The sequence below is a fragment of the Mesorhizobium sp. M0410 genome, from assembly GCF_040321435.1.
Lineage (GTDB): Bacteria > Pseudomonadota > Alphaproteobacteria > Rhizobiales > Rhizobiaceae > Mesorhizobium.
Map to the genome: position 1 here is coordinate 286,850 of NZ_JAMYRN010000003.1, position 13,817 is coordinate 300,666.

The following is a 13,817-nucleotide window of genomic DNA, read 5'->3' on the forward strand; positions in this document are numbered from 1 at the left end:
CCCCTTACTCGTCATAGTCACATCAACTGATATAACCGTCTCTCGACAATGGCCATCCTGTTCGTGCATTCGCGGATTGGGCCAGGCGCCGCAATTTCATTTTGCTCGTCCAACTGGACGCACCGCCAGCCACTAATGCTCGATCGGCCCCTTCGGCATGACCAGCGCCGTGCCAGCCGTCGTCGGGCGCTCGATCATGCGGCGGACGCGCGGTGGCTCGTTGCCGCTGTGCAGCGCCCTTATACGCTCGCCGATGACGGCGTCCGCGTAGGTGGCGCGCCTGTTGTGGCGGATATATTCGACCCAGGTCGGCGTGTGGTAGTGCTCGATCCATATCGACGGATTTTCGAGATCGCGCGCCAATGTCCAGTTGCGGGCGCCGTCACGGCGGCGGATGCGGCCGCGCTCGGCCATGGTGGCGAGGAATTCCGGCACGTCCTCGTTACGGATGACATATTCGATCATGATGGCGATTGGACCGCTGCGCGGCTTGAGATCAAGCGCCAGATGCGGCTCCTGGAAGCGGTTGAGCGGATCGAGGTTGAGCACAGCCTGCTGCGGCAGCGGCAGGAGCAGGCCGATGGCACCGCCCGCCAGCATGGCGACGCTGGCCGCCATCAGGGCGACTTCGGCGCCATGCGCGTCGGCGACGACGCCCCAGACCCAGCTGCCGAGCGCGATGCCGCCGAAGGTCGCGGTCTGGTAGACCGAAAGCACGCGGCCGACCACCCAGCGTGGCGTCGACATCTGTACGGTGACGTTGAAGTGCGACAGCGCCGTCACCCAGCAGGCGCCGCCGACCAGCAGGCCGAGCGACGTCTGCCAGGCATGATCGCTGACGGCGGCGTTGAAGGCGCAGACGGCGAAACCGGCGAATGCCGTGCGCACCATGGTTTCGCTGGACAGCAGCTGCCGTAGCCTGACGCTGATCAGCGCGCCGCCGACGGCGCCGATGCCGAAGGCACCGAGCATGATGCCGTAGATCAGGGCATCACCCTTGACGACGTCACGCGCGACCAGCGGCAGCAATGCCAGGACCGCGCCGGCGCTGAAGCCGAAAGCGGAGCTCCTGACCAGCACCTTACCGATATTAGGCGACATGGCGACGTAGCGCAGGCCGGCGCCCATTGCGGCGCCCAGCGTCTCGCGCGGCAAGGTCGATGCCGGCAGTTCCGGCTTCCAGCGGGCCAGCACGACCATGAGGCCGACATAGCTCAGCGTGTTGACGGCGAAGGCCGCGGCGGCACCTGCCGCGGCAACGATGATACCACCGATCGCCGGGCCGACGCTGCGCGTCAGGTTGAAGCCCATCGAGTTGAGCGCGATTGCCGCCGGCACCTTGGTGCGAGGCACCATGTCGCCGACCGAAGCCTGCCAGGACGGACTGTTGAGCGCGGTGCCGCTGTCGATCAGGAAGGTGAAGGCGAGCAGCGTCCACGGCGTCATCAGGTCGAGATAGGTGAAGACGGTCAGAAGAGCCGAGACGACCAGCATGAAGATCTGCGCGATCAGCATGATTTTGCGCCGGTTGAAGCTGTCGGCGATAGCGCCGGCCAGCAGCGCAAACAGCATGATCGGCAAGGTGGTCGAGGCCTGGACCAATGCCACCTGGTAGGACGAGGTGGCGATCGTCGTCATCATCCAGGCGGCGCCGACGCCCTGGATGAGGCCGCCGAAATTGGAAACCAGGCTGGCGGACCACACCGCCCGGAAGATGCCGTGCCGGAATGGCGCCAGCGCCGAGGCGCTTTCGTTTTCCGGTGTGTCGTCCCTCATAAATGCTTTCCCGGGGCTCAAATGCGTTTGTTCTTCCGATGAATTCGGCCCCTCAAAGCCATGGATTCAAAAAATAGAACATCATTTCGCAAAGGGCGAACGCATTCTGGAAAAACATCATGGTCCAACAACACGATAGCGCCGGCCCGCCGTGGCGCTCGCCGCGCCGAGTGCGCCATATGAGTTGCGGGCACCGGCAGCGCCTCTAGCGGTCCTCGAAACCGGTCAGCACGCCGACGGCGTTGATGCCGATCTCCTCGACGGCGTAGCCGCCTTCCATGACGAACAGCGTCGGCAGGCCGAGCCTGGCGATGCGGCGGCCGATCCTGGGATAGTCGCCCGTTTTCAGCTTGAACTGGCTGATCGGGTCCTTCTCGAAGGTGTCGACGCCGAGCGAAACCACGACGACGTCAGGAGCATAAGCCAAAAGCCTCGTGCAGGCGTCCTCAAGTGAGGCGTTCCACACCTCCCAGCCGGTGCCGAAGGGCATCGGATAATTGTCGTTGAAGCCTTCGCCGTCGCCCTCGCCGCGCTCGTCGGCATGGCCGAGGAAGAAGGGATATTCGGTCATCGGATCGCCATGCAGGTTCAGCACCTGCACGTCGCCGCGGCGGTAGAAGATCTCCTGGGTGCCGTTGCCGTGGTGATAATCGACGTCGAGGATCGACACGCGCCCGGCGCCATGGTCGCAAAACCATTGCGCGGCGACGGCGGCGTTGTTGATGAAGCAATAGCCGCCCATGAAGGCTGCGCCGGCATGGTGCCCCGGCGGTCGGCAGAGCGCGAAGGCCGAACGGTCACCGGCCTTGACCAACGCGGCGGCTGTCAGCGCGACGTCATAGGACGACTTGATCGCGTCCCATGTACCTTTGACGAACGTCGCGCCGCCATCGAAGGAGTAGAAGCCGAGCAGCGCATCGATGCCTTTCGGTCGCACGTCGCCGCGCAGGCCGCGCGTCGGCCAGGTGAAGGGAATGGCCGAACCGCTGCGGCCCGATGCTTCCCAGAGCGGCCAGACGGTCGGCAGGAAATCGATGTAGTCGCTGTCATGCACCTTCCTGGCGGCGGCGAGGTCGTGGATTTCCGGCGGCAGGATCGGACCGAGTTTTTCGCTCTCCACCCGCGCCCTGATGAACTCGGCGCGCGAAGGCTTTTCAAATGCGGGCACGATGGCGCCGGCGATCAATTCGACATTGCCGGAATGGCCGGCATGGAGAGGCGAAAAAACAGTCTTCATGAACTTGTTCCGTGGTGAGACGCGGCGACCCTAACCGTCCTGCATGGCCCTCCACAAGGCGCTGGGCCAACCGGCCATGGCTTGCTGGCCCGGCAGCCGGTCGTCTAGCCTGTCGGCAGCGCAACCGAACCGCGGGTAATCATGAGTTCAAATGCCGACCTGATCGTCACCAATGCCCGTGTGCTGACCATGGACGAAGGCAATCCGACGGCCGAGGCGGTGGCGATAAAGGACGGCAACATCCTGGCGGTCGGCGATCGCCGGACGGTCGAGGCGCTGAAAGGGCCGGCCACGAAGGTCATGGATGCGCAAGGCGGGTCGGTGGTGCCGGGCTTCATCGAAGCGCATATGCATCTTTTCGGCGGCGCGGCCGAACTCGACAATCTGCACCTTCAGGGCGTGCATGGCTTCGATGCGCTGAGCGAAGCGATCCGTGCCTACGCGGCGGCACGACCGTACGCCAAACTGCTGCTTGGGGCCGGCGTCGACTACACCATCCTTTCCACGAAAGAGCCGGTCACCCGCCACCATCTCGACCGCATCATCCCCGATCGGCCGTTCGCGATGTCGGCTTCCGATCACCACACGATGTGGGCCAATACCAAGGCGCTGGAGCTGGCCGGCATCCTGCACGGCAGGCAACTCGGGCCCGGCAACGAGATCGTCATGGGCGCCGACGGCCTTGCGGCCGGCGAATTGCGCGAGGGCGAGGCGTTCGGGCCGATCCTCGAGCTTTCCGGGCAAAACCGCGTGCGGCTCGGCCTTGCGACAGGCGGCGAGCCCGACCCTTATCCTTCCGCCGCAGAAGTCGCGGCCGATCGCGACCTGATGCATCGCGGGCTGGAATGGTGCGCCCGCCACGGCATCACCTCGATCCACAACATGGACGGCAACCTCTACCAGCTCGAGCTACTTGCCGGTTTGGAGCAGGAAGGGCGGCTGCTCTGCCGCACCAAGATACCTTTTCATTTCAAGAACTTCATGACGCTCGACAGGCTGGAAAAAGCGTCGAGGATGGCCTCCGCCTACCGATCGGAATGGCTGTCGTCCGGCATGGTCAAGATGTTTTATGACGGCGTGCTGGAAGGCTGGACCGCGGTCATGGTCGATGACTATGCCGACCGGCCGGGCTGGCGCGGTGAGACGCTGTTCACGCCGGAGCATTTCGCCGAGGTGGCGCCGGAGGCCGACCGACGCGGCCTGCAGATCGCCGTGCATTCGATAGGCGACGGCGCGGTGCGCGCGGTCCTCGACGGTTACGAGGCGGCGCGGCGGAAGAACGGCAGGCGCGACAGCCGGCACCGCGTCGAGCACATCGAGGTTATCACCGGCGCCGACGTGCCACGCTTCGCCGAACTCGGCGTCATCGCCTCGATGCAGCCGCCGCACCCGCCCGGCGCCATGGACTTCCCGCTGGAACCGACGCTTTCGCGTATCGGCCGCGAAAGATGGCCGCTCAGCTATGCCTGGCGGACGCTGAAGCAGGCGGGCGCGCATGTCGTTTTCGCTTCCGACTGGCCGGTGTCGCGGGTCGACCCGATCCTGGGCATTCAGGCGGCGATGCTGCGCAAACCGTGGGCAGAAGGCGACCCCGACCAGAGCTTCTCGCTGATCGAGGCGCTTGCCGGCTACACGGTCGAAGGCGCCTATGCCGAATTCATGGAGCACCGTAAGGGCCGGCTGAAACCAGGCTATCTGGCCGATCTGGTGGTGCTGTCGGCCGATATCGAGGCAACTGAACCGGCTTCCTTGCACAAGGTGCATCCGGTCAGCACCATCTGCGGCGGCAAGATCACTTATCAGGTTTGATGATGGCGCTGACTGGGGCACGGAGCTTGCGTTTTGAACCGAGGCCCAGATGCATGGTTGCCAAGCCGACCGGCATATGCTGACAATCGAATGGGAACTGGATCCGCCATCAAGAGCGGACATGAAAATGGGGTAATGCGTGCCGGATCAACCGGGTAAGAGTGCAATCGAGGTCCGCGGCGTCCGCAAGGTGTTCGGTATCGGGGACGCACAAGTCGCCGCCCTCGACACGGTTTCGGTGTCGATCCGCGAGAACGAGTTCTTCACGCTGCTGGGGCCGTCGGGCTGCGGAAAGACGACGCTGCTGCGGCTGATCGCTGGCTTCGACTTCCCCAGCGAAGGCGAAATCCTGCTGCACGGCCAGGACATCGCGCCGCTGCCGCCGTTCAAGCGGCCGGTCAACACCGTCTTCCAGTCCTATGCGCTGTTCCCGCACATGACGGTGGCCGAGAATATCGGCTTCGGCCTTGAGATGCTGGGCAAGCCGAAGGCCGAAATCAAGGCGCGCGTCGCCGAGATGCTGAAGCTGGTCAAGATGGAGGCGCTGAGCGCCCGCCGCACCAGCCAGATCTCCGGCGGCCAGCAGCAGCGCGTGGCACTGGCGCGCGCGCTGGCGCCGCAGCCAAAAGTGCTGTTGCTCGACGAGCCATTGTCGGCGCTCGACTACAAGCTGCGCAAGGAAATGCAGATCGAACTGAAACGGCTGCAGCACCAGACCGGCATCACCTTCATCTTCGTCACCCACGACCAGGAAGAAGCGCTGACCATGTCGGACCGCATCGCGGTGATGTCAGCCGGCAAGATCCTGCAAGTCGGCACGCCCTGGGACATCTATGACAAGCCAGCCGAGCGCTTCGTCGCCGACTTCATCGGCGAAACCAATTTCCTGACCGCGGCCATCACCGGCATCGGCAACGGCAAGGCGCGCGCGACACTCAAATCCGGCGCGACGATCGACGCGACGGTGGCCGAGGGCTTCCAGCCGAAGGCGAATGCCACCCTGGTGGTCAGGCCGGAACACGCAAAGCTGACCGGCGGCAAGGGCGATCTTTCCGGAACCGTCGAAAACATCGTCTATTTCGGTACCGATACGCATATTCATGTCCAACTGGACAGCGGCGAAGCCTTCACCGTGCGCCAGCAGAACACGCGCAGCGCAGGCTGCGGTTTCGAGCGAGGCGACAAGGTCGGTGTCTCGATCGGCAACGACGCCGCGCAAGTGCTGAGGGATTGATGGCGAGCGCGGAAGAAGTCGCCAAGGCGGCCGAACGGCGCGATATCCGCGACCGCTGGCTGCTGTCGGCGCCGGCCCTGTTGATCATCTTCCTGGCAGCGACCGGCCCATTGCTGATCGTGCTGGTCTATTCGTTCCTGACACCCGGTCCTTATGGCGACGTGAAGTGGCAATTCTCGCCGGAGGCGTGGATCTCGGTGTTCATGGAACGCGACATCTTCGACGACACGCTGTCGCTCGCCGCTGCCCATGTCACCATCTTTTGGCGCTCTATCAAGCTTGCCATCGTGACCACACTCGCCACGTTGGTGCTTGGTTTTCCTACCGCCTATTTCATGGCAACGCGCAGCGAGAAGACGCGCGATCTCTGGCTTTTCCTGATCACCATTCCGTTCTGGACCAACCTGCTGATCCGTACCTTCGCCGTGCTGCAGATCATCCGCAACGAGGGTTTGATCAACACGGTGCTGCTCAAGCTCGGCATTATCTCCGCGCCGATCCAGATACTCTTCACCGACACGGCGATCCTTATCGGCATGGCCTATGTCTATCTGCCGCTGATGGTGCTGCCGATCTATGCCAGCATGGAGAAGCTCGATTTCCGGCTGGTCGAAGCCGGCTACGATCTTTATGCGACGCGCTTCCAGGTGCTCAGGCGCATCATTTTCCCGCTGGTCAAGCCCGGCGTCGTCGCTGGCTCGATCCTCGTCTTCATCCCGGCGCTGGGCGCCTATGTCACGCCGAGCCTATTGGGCGGCGGCAAGAACATGATGCTTTCCAACCTGATTGAATTGCAGTTCGGGCAAGGCCGCAACTGGCCGCTCGGCTCGGCGCTGTCGATCGCTGTGATGGTCATCGTCATGGTGGCGCTGCTTGCCTATGTGCGCAATGCCGGACAATCGGAGATGCGTCATGGCTAGCAGCTTCTCCATCAAGCATCAGTCCGGCTTCACCGCGATCGCCGCCACCTGCTTCGTCGTGCTTTATCTGCCGATCGTCGTGCTCGTCGTCTATGCCTTCAACGCCGCGACCTCGACGTCGGAATGGGGCGGCTTTTCGCTCAAATGGTTCCAGTCGGCGTGGCAGAACACGCAAGTCATAGACGCCACCTTGCGCTCCTTTGAGATCGGCGCCACGGCGGCGATCCTGGCCACCGTCTTCGCCACCATGGCGGCGCTCGCTACCACGCGCACGCCACCCTATCCCGGCCTGACCTTCAAATATGCCGCCATCAACCAGCCTTTGATGGTGCCCGAGATCGTCACTGGCGTGGCGTTGCTGATCTTTTTTTCGCGCATAAAGATATTCACCGGCTATTCGGGGCTCGGCTATCTGATCGCCGCGCATACGGCGTTTTGCATTCCCTTTGCCTATCTGCCGATCCGGGCGCGGCTGGAGAACATGGACCTGACGCTGGAGCGCGCCGCCGCCGATCTCTACGCGACGCCGTGGCAGACGTTCAGGCGCATCACGTTGCCGCTGCTGTGGCCCGGCATTCTGGCGGGACTGATGTTGGCCTTCGTCATCTCGCTCGACGATGTTGTCATCACCGAGTTCGTGAAATCGGGCGGCCAGGACACGCTGCCGACCTACATGCTTGGCCAGATACGTCGAGGGATAACGCCGGAGATCAACGCGATATCGACCGTGTTCCTGCTCTTGTCGGTCGCCATCGTGACGTTGTTTTTCTTCATCAGCAGGAAACGGGACTAGACATGAAAATGGGAGCTAAGACCATGAACTGGAAGACCACGGCGACCGCCATCGGGCTGGCGCTGCTCGCCTCGACGAGCCTTGCTCGCGCCGACGGTGAGCTCAACATCTACAATTGGGGCAACTACACCAGCCCCGATGTGATCAAAAAGTTCGAGCAGAAATACAACGTCAAGGTGACCATTACCGATTACGATTCGAACGATACGGCGCTGGCCAAAGTTCGCCAGGGCGGCACCGGCTTCGACATCGCGGTGCCTTCGCAAACCTTCGTGCCGATCTGGATCAAGGAAGGCCTCGTGCAGGAGACCGATCCCGGCAAGATGGAGAACTTCAAGAACGTGGCGCCAGAATGGGCCAATCCCGATTTCGATCCCGGCCGCAAATATTCCGTGCCGTGGGCCTGGGGCACGGTGGGCATCGTGGTGAACACCGATGTCTACAAGGGGCCGTCGGACAGTTGGGGCATCATCTTCAACACACCAGACGAATTGAAGGGCAAGGTCAACGTCGTGCCGGAAATGAACGACGTCATGTTCGCGGCGACCAAATATGTCGGCGGCGCGCAATGCGCCAGCGACAAGGAAACGCTGAAGAAGGTGCGTGACACGCTGGTTGCTGCCAAGCCGAACTGGATCGCGATGGAATACAATACCATCGAGAAAATGGGCGCCGGCGATTTCAAGGCAACCAGCGACTGGAACGGCTCAGCCCTGCGCCAGCGGCTGGCGAATCCCAAGATCCACTATTTCTATCCCAAGGAAGGTTTTGGCCTCTGGAGCGACAATGTCATGGTCCTGAAGGACGCAAAGAATGTCGAGAACGCCAAGCTGTTCCAGAACTTCATCATGGATCCGGAAAACGCCGCCGGCCTGTCCGCCTTCCACCGCTACGCCAACGGCATTGCCGGTTCCGACAAGTACATGCCAGCCGATATGAAGGATGCGCCGGAAGTCATCATCCCGGAAGACGTCAAGGCGCATGGCGAGCTGCAAAAATTGTGTTCAGAGGAAGTGCAGGCCATCTACAGCAAGATCTGGACCGAACTGCAGAAGTAATCCACATCCGGACGAAACCCGGCGGCAATTGCCGCCGGGCCTTTTCCCGGCGATCGGACTGCCTATGATTTCTTATCGCAACAGCGAACCGGCGCCGCCGATCATGCAGGGTTCGCCGCCGCGGATGGTGCCGCCGAAGCTCGAATGGGACCGGCCGCCATGGAACCGCTGGGCGTTCCAGCATATTCGCGAAATCCTGCCGACCGTCGAGGTCTGGCGCGGCAATGGCCATCGCCACAGGCTGGAGCGAGCCGAGGTCGATCTCGACGTGCTGCCGGTGGGCGACAGCATGGGGCAGCCGACGACGCTGGCTGGACTGCTTGACGAGACTTACACCGACGGCTTCCTGGTGCTGAAGCGCGGCAAGGTCGCCTATGAGCGCTACTTCAACGGCATGACCGAGCGCACGCTGCATCTGTCCCAGTCGATGGCGAAGTCGGTCACCGCATCGGTGTTCGGCATACTGGTCGGACGCGGACTGATCGATCCGGGTTTGCCGGTGACCACCTATCTGCCGGAGCTGGAAGCGACCGGCTGGGAGGGCGCCAGCGTGCAGCATGTGCTCGACATGACGAGCGGGGTGCGCTTTTCCGAGGAATACACCGACCCCTATTCCGACATCGGCCAGGTCGATGTCGCCACCGGCTGGAAGCCGGTGCCGCCGGACTGCGATCCGGAATTGCGCTGGCCATCGCATATGTTCGAACTGATCCTGGGGCTCAAGGAAAAGAGCCGGCCGCACGGCGCTGCCTTCGAATACCGCTCGATCGAGACCGACGTGCTTGCCTTCATCATGGAACGGGTGAGCGGCAAACGGCTGGCGCAGCTGGTTTCGGAAGAGCTCTGGCAAAAGCTCGGCGCGGATGAAAGTGCCTGCTTCACCGTAGACAGCGCCGGCTATGCGGTTGCCGATGGCGGCTTCAACGCCACGCTGCGCGATTATGGCCGCTTCGGCCAGCTGATCCTCGGCAATGGTGGCGGCATCGTGCCGGCCGACTGGATCGAGGCGACGCGCAATGGCAGGCATGGGCCGGATTTCAGTCCCAGCCTGCCGGAAGGCAGCTATCGCAACCAGTTCTGGATCGAGGATCCGCGCTCGCGGGCGCTGATGTGCCGTGGCGTGTTCGGACAGCTGATCCACATCGACTGGGATACGAAAATGGTCGTGGTCAAGCTTTCGAGCTATCCGGATTTCACCAACGTCGCCTATTCTGTGGCGACGCTGCAAGCGGTGCACGCCATCGCCGCAGCGCTCGCCTGAAACTCGGCCAAAAGATCCTGAAGGAACGCTATGACCGGCAAGACCGCGTTTGAGACCAGGTATGGCTTTGCCCGAAACCAAGTGCTGCTCGGCAATTGGCGGGAAAGCCCGTTCAGCCGGTGGTCGTTCCAGAATGTCGGCGAGCTGGTGCCGAGCGCTGCCGTGACGGCAAGGCCGGGCAGCAGCGAGGCGCCGGCGCAGGATTTCGGCGGGCTACTTGGCGAAAAGGTCGCCCTTGCAGGCGGCGCGGAGACTGTCGCGGCGTTTCTCGCGCGCTCCGATACCGACGCGCTGACGATCATGAAAGCCGGCAAATTCGTCGGCGACTGGTTCGCACCGCATATGGAGTTCGGTTCACGCCACATCGTCTTTTCGATCAGCAAGTCGCTGACCGCCATTGTTGCCGGCATATTGGAAGGCGAGGGGATTTTCGATCCGCAGGCTCCGGTAAGCCGCTACCTGCCCGAAGCCCCCGGCTCGGCCTATGGCGATGCACGTGTGCGGCACGTGCTCGACATGAGTGTCAGCCTCGATTTCGAAGAGGCCTATCTCGATCCGGACAGCGCCTTCGCCCGCTATCGCCGTGCAATGCTGTGGAATCCAGGCGGGGGCACCGAGGGCCTGGCCACTTTCCTCACGACGCTGCAGAGCCTGACCGAGCCGCATGGCCGGACGTTCCGCTACCTTTCGCCCAATTCCGACCTGCTCGGCATCCTGCTCGAACGCGCGTCTGGCCAGCGTTTCGCCGATCTGATGCGCGAGAAATTATGGGAGCCGCTCGGCGCCGTCGGCGACGCCTCGGTGACAGTCGACATGGAAGGCACGGCGCGTACCGCCGGCGGCATTTCGGTGACACCGCGCGACCTTGCGCGCGTCGGCGAGATGATGCGGCAAGGTGGCGTGGCCAATGGCCGCCGCGTCGTGCCGGAAGCCTGGATGCGCGACACGACCGAAACCGGCGGTGACGCCGAGGCATGGCGGCGCGGCACGATGGCGTCCCTGTTTCCGCGTGGCCGCTATCGCAACAAATGGTACCAGACGGGCGCGGCAAGCGGCGCCTTCTGCGGCATCGGCATTCACGGCCAGTGGCTTTACGTCAATCCGATGGCTGAAATTGTCATCGCAAAGATGTCGTCGCAGCCGGTACCGGTCGACGATCCGCTCGATCTGGATTTGATTTCTTTCTTCGAGGCGCTGAGCCGGATGGTCTGATCCGATCTGTACCGCTCATGCAGCTTTCCTGTGGACCTTTCAGCGGGTTGAAAACGCTGCGGTTGGCGCAGCGGGCGTCTCCGCCTATGGTCGCTGCTCTTTTCGACCAACGACAGGTAGGACATGGCATCCGACATCAAGCGCATCGCAATCATCATAGCCGCCGAAATCGGCGCGCGGCCCGAACAGGCTGCGGCGGCGATCGGTTTGCTGGACGACGGCGCGACAGTGCCCTTCGTGGCGCGCTACCGCAAGGAGGTCACCGGCGGCCTCGACGACACGCAGCTGCGCGATCTTGCCGAGCGGCTCGCCTATCTGCGCGAACTCGACGCGCGCCGCGACACCATCCTTGGTTCGATCCGCGAGCAGGGCAAGCTAACCGAGGGGCTTGAAGCGAAAATCGCTGCTGCCGTGACCAAGGCGGAACTCGAAGATATCTACCTGCCTTACAAGCCGAAGCGCCGGACCAAGGCCGAGATCGCGCGCGAGCGTGGGCTGGGCCCGCTGGCGGAAGCTATTCTCGCCGACCGTGCGGCCACGCCCGCCGAGCTGGCGCTGGCCTACATCAGCGAAGGCGTGGCAGACGCCAAGGCAGCGCTCGAGGGTGCGCGCGACATCCTGTCCGAGCAGTTCGCCGAGAATGCCGACCTGGTCGGCAGATTGCGGACTTATATGAAGGAACGCGCATTCCTGCGGTCGCGCGTCGTCGACGGCAAGCAGGAGGCCGGCGCCAAATTTTCGGACTATTTCGACCATGTAGAGCGCTGGGCCAACGTGCCGAGCCATCGCGCGCTGGCCATGCTGCGCGGCCGCAACGAGGAGGTTCTGTCGCTCGACATCGAGGTCGATGCCGACGATGCCTCGCCGGTGAAGCCGGTCGAGCGGATGATTGCCGATGCTTATGCCATCGGCCGCCAGTTGCCGGGAGACCGCTGGCTGATGGAAGTAGCCAGCTGGACCTGGCGCATAAAGCTGTCGCTGCACCTGACGCTCGATCTGATGCGGGACTTGCGTGAACGGGCCGAGGAAGAAGCGATCCATGTCTTCGCCCGCAATCTCAAGGATTTGCTGCTTGCCGCCCCTGCCGGCTCACGGCCGACGATGGGCCTCGATCCGGGCATTCGCACCGGCGTCAAGGTGGCGGTGGTGGACGGCACCGGCAAGCTGCTGGCGACGACGACGGTCTATCCGTTCCCGCCGAAGAATGATGTCCGCGGCACGCAGGCCGAACTGGCCAAGCTCATCCGGCTGCATAAAGTCGAGCTGATCTCGATCGGCAACGGCACCGGCAGCCGCGAGACTGAAAGGCTGGTGGCCGACATGCTGGCTGACATGCCTGCCGGGTCCGGGCCGAAGCCGCTCAAGGTGATCGTCAGCGAAGCCGGTGCCTCGGTCTATTCCGCCTCGGCAACGGCGGCGGCGGAATTTCCCGGCCTCGACGTGTCGCTGCGCGGGGCGGTGTCGATCGCCCGGCGCCTGCAGGATCCGCTCGCCGAACTGGTCAAGATCGAGCCGAAGTCGATCGGCGTCGGCCAGTATCAGCACGACGTCGATCAGTACCGCCTCGGCCGCTCGCTGGAAGCGGTGGTCGAGGATGCGGTCAACGCCGTCGGCGTCGACCTCAACACGGCGTCAGCGCCGCTTCTGGCGCGGGTTTCGGGTCTCGGCGCATCGCTGGCCGAGGCGATCGTTGCGCACCGGGACGCGACCGGCCCGTTCGCAAACCGCCGCGAGCTGTTGAAGGTCTCCCGCCTTGGACCCCGCGCGTTCGAGCAATGCGCCGGCTTCCTGCGCATTCCCGACGGCAGCGAGCCGCTCGATGCCTCCGCCGTGCATCCGGAAGCCTATGGCGTGGCCAAGAAGATCGTTGCGGCCTGCGGGCGCGACGTTCGCTCTCTGATGGGCGACAGCGCCGCACTCAAGGCGCTCGATCCGCGCGTCTTCGTCGATGAGCGCTTCGGCCTGCCGACGGTGCGCGACATCCTGGCGGAGCTGGAAAAGCCCGGCCGCGATCCGCGCCCCGGCTTCAAGACCGCGACCTTTGCCGATGGCATCGACGACATCAAGGATCTGAAGCCCGGCATGCAGCTTGAAGGCACCGTCACCAATGTCGCGGCCTTCGGTGCCTTCGTCGATATCGGCGTGCACCAGGACGGATTGGTGCACGTCTCGCAACTGGCTGATCGGTTCATCAAGGACGCGCATGAGGTGGTCAAGGCCGGCGACGTGGTCAAGGTGCGTGTCGTCGACGTCGATATCAAGCGCAAGCGCATCGGCCTGTCGATGCGCAAGGATGGCGACGGTGGCGCACCGAAGCCACGCGACAATGGCAGCAGGCCGGTGCCGCGCGCGCCGGCGCCCCAACGCCAGTCGGAGCGGCCGGCGCAGCAGGGCGCGTTCGGCGCCGCGTTGGCCGATGCGTTGAAGCGGAAATAATTCGCGAGCCGGGCTGTGGCAGGTCAGACGGCGGCGCTCGACATTGATGATCCATCACCAATGCTCATGGATCGGCGAAGC

Annotated in this window: 10 protein-coding genes; 8 read left to right on the top strand and 2 right to left on the bottom strand. The window is 63.5% G+C overall.

All coding sequences use genetic code 11. The features are described from left to right. Positions 1–132: 132 nt before the first annotated feature. Together NKI63_RS05525 and NKI63_RS05530 are read right to left on the bottom strand one after the other, a co-directional pair. A complete protein-coding gene (locus NKI63_RS05525; RefSeq protein ID WP_352820677.1) occupies positions 133–1,776 on the bottom strand; it encodes an MFS transporter in 1,644 nt (547 codons plus the stop codon). Between the two features lie 205 nt (positions 1,777–1,981). Next, a complete protein-coding gene (locus tag NKI63_RS05530) occupies positions 1,982–3,013 on the bottom strand; it encodes a histone deacetylase family protein (protein ID WP_352736972.1) in 1,032 nt (343 codons plus the stop codon). 141 nt (positions 3,014–3,154) lie between these two features. On the opposite strand from NKI63_RS05530, the gene NKI63_RS05535 reads away from it, so the two are divergent. The 8 genes from NKI63_RS05535 (at position 3,155) to NKI63_RS05570 (ending at position 13,736) form a co-directional block, all read left to right on the top strand. Beyond that, positions 3,155–4,822 (top strand): amidohydrolase, encoded by a 1,668-nt coding sequence (locus tag NKI63_RS05535; RefSeq protein WP_352506298.1) that lies wholly within the window; start codon positions 3,155–3,157, stop codon positions 4,820–4,822. Positions 4,823–4,961: 139 nt separating this feature from the next. Then, a complete protein-coding gene (locus tag NKI63_RS05540) occupies positions 4,962–6,056 on the top strand; it encodes an ABC transporter ATP-binding protein (protein WP_352506297.1) in 1,095 nt (364 codons plus the stop codon). Continuing rightward, on the top strand, positions 6,056–6,976 hold the full coding sequence (locus NKI63_RS05545) for an ABC transporter permease (RefSeq protein ID WP_352478299.1): 921 nt from the start codon (positions 6,056–6,058) through the stop codon (positions 6,974–6,976). The genes NKI63_RS05540 and NKI63_RS05545 overlap by 1 nt, the downstream gene beginning before the upstream one ends. After that, positions 6,969–7,769 (top strand): ABC transporter permease, encoded by an 801-nt coding sequence (locus NKI63_RS05550; RefSeq protein ID WP_352506296.1) that lies wholly within the window; start codon positions 6,969–6,971, stop codon positions 7,767–7,769. Before NKI63_RS05545 ends, NKI63_RS05550 begins: the two co-directional genes overlap by 8 nt. A gap of 23 nt (positions 7,770–7,792) precedes the next feature. Continuing rightward, entirely contained in the window at positions 7,793–8,827 is a 1,035-nt protein-coding gene (locus tag NKI63_RS05555; protein WP_254816998.1) for an ABC transporter substrate-binding protein, read from the top strand. Positions 8,828–8,891: 64 nt separating this feature from the next. Next, entirely contained in the window at positions 8,892–10,088 is a 1,197-nt protein-coding gene (locus tag NKI63_RS05560) for a serine hydrolase domain-containing protein (protein ID WP_352506295.1), read from the top strand. A gap of 30 nt (positions 10,089–10,118) precedes the next feature. Then, entirely contained in the window at positions 10,119–11,300 is a 1,182-nt protein-coding gene (locus NKI63_RS05565) for a serine hydrolase domain-containing protein (protein WP_352506294.1), read from the top strand. Positions 11,301–11,423: 123 nt separating this feature from the next. Next, positions 11,424–13,736 (top strand): Tex family protein, encoded by a 2,313-nt coding sequence (locus NKI63_RS05570; protein WP_352506293.1) that lies wholly within the window; start codon positions 11,424–11,426, stop codon positions 13,734–13,736. Positions 13,737–13,817 lie beyond the last annotated feature (81 nt).

What these genes read in the sequence shown, in the direction of transcription:
- NKI63_RS05560 (WP_352506295.1), top strand. Translation starts at nt 8,892, where the DNA reads ATGATTTCTTATCGCAACAGCGAACCGGCGCCGCCGATCATGCAGGGT.
- NKI63_RS05545 (WP_352478299.1), top strand. Translation starts at nt 6,056, where the DNA reads ATGGCGAGCGCGGAAGAAGTCGCCAAGGCGGCCGAACGGCGCGATATC.
- NKI63_RS05530 (WP_352736972.1), bottom strand. Translation starts at nt 3,013, where the DNA reads ATGAAGACTGTTTTTTCGCCTCTCCATGCCGGCCATTCCGGCAATGTC.
- NKI63_RS05535 (WP_352506298.1), top strand. Translation starts at nt 3,155, where the DNA reads ATGAGTTCAAATGCCGACCTGATCGTCACCAATGCCCGTGTGCTGACC.
- NKI63_RS05570 (WP_352506293.1), top strand. Translation starts at nt 11,424, where the DNA reads ATGGCATCCGACATCAAGCGCATCGCAATCATCATAGCCGCCGAAATC.
- NKI63_RS05555 (WP_254816998.1), top strand. Translation starts at nt 7,793, where the DNA reads ATGAACTGGAAGACCACGGCGACCGCCATCGGGCTGGCGCTGCTCGCC.
- NKI63_RS05565 (WP_352506294.1), top strand. Translation starts at nt 10,119, where the DNA reads ATGACCGGCAAGACCGCGTTTGAGACCAGGTATGGCTTTGCCCGAAAC.
- NKI63_RS05550 (WP_352506296.1), top strand. Translation starts at nt 6,969, where the DNA reads ATGGCTAGCAGCTTCTCCATCAAGCATCAGTCCGGCTTCACCGCGATC.
- NKI63_RS05525 (WP_352820677.1), bottom strand. Translation starts at nt 1,776, where the DNA reads ATGAGGGACGACACACCGGAAAACGAAAGCGCCTCGGCGCTGGCGCCA.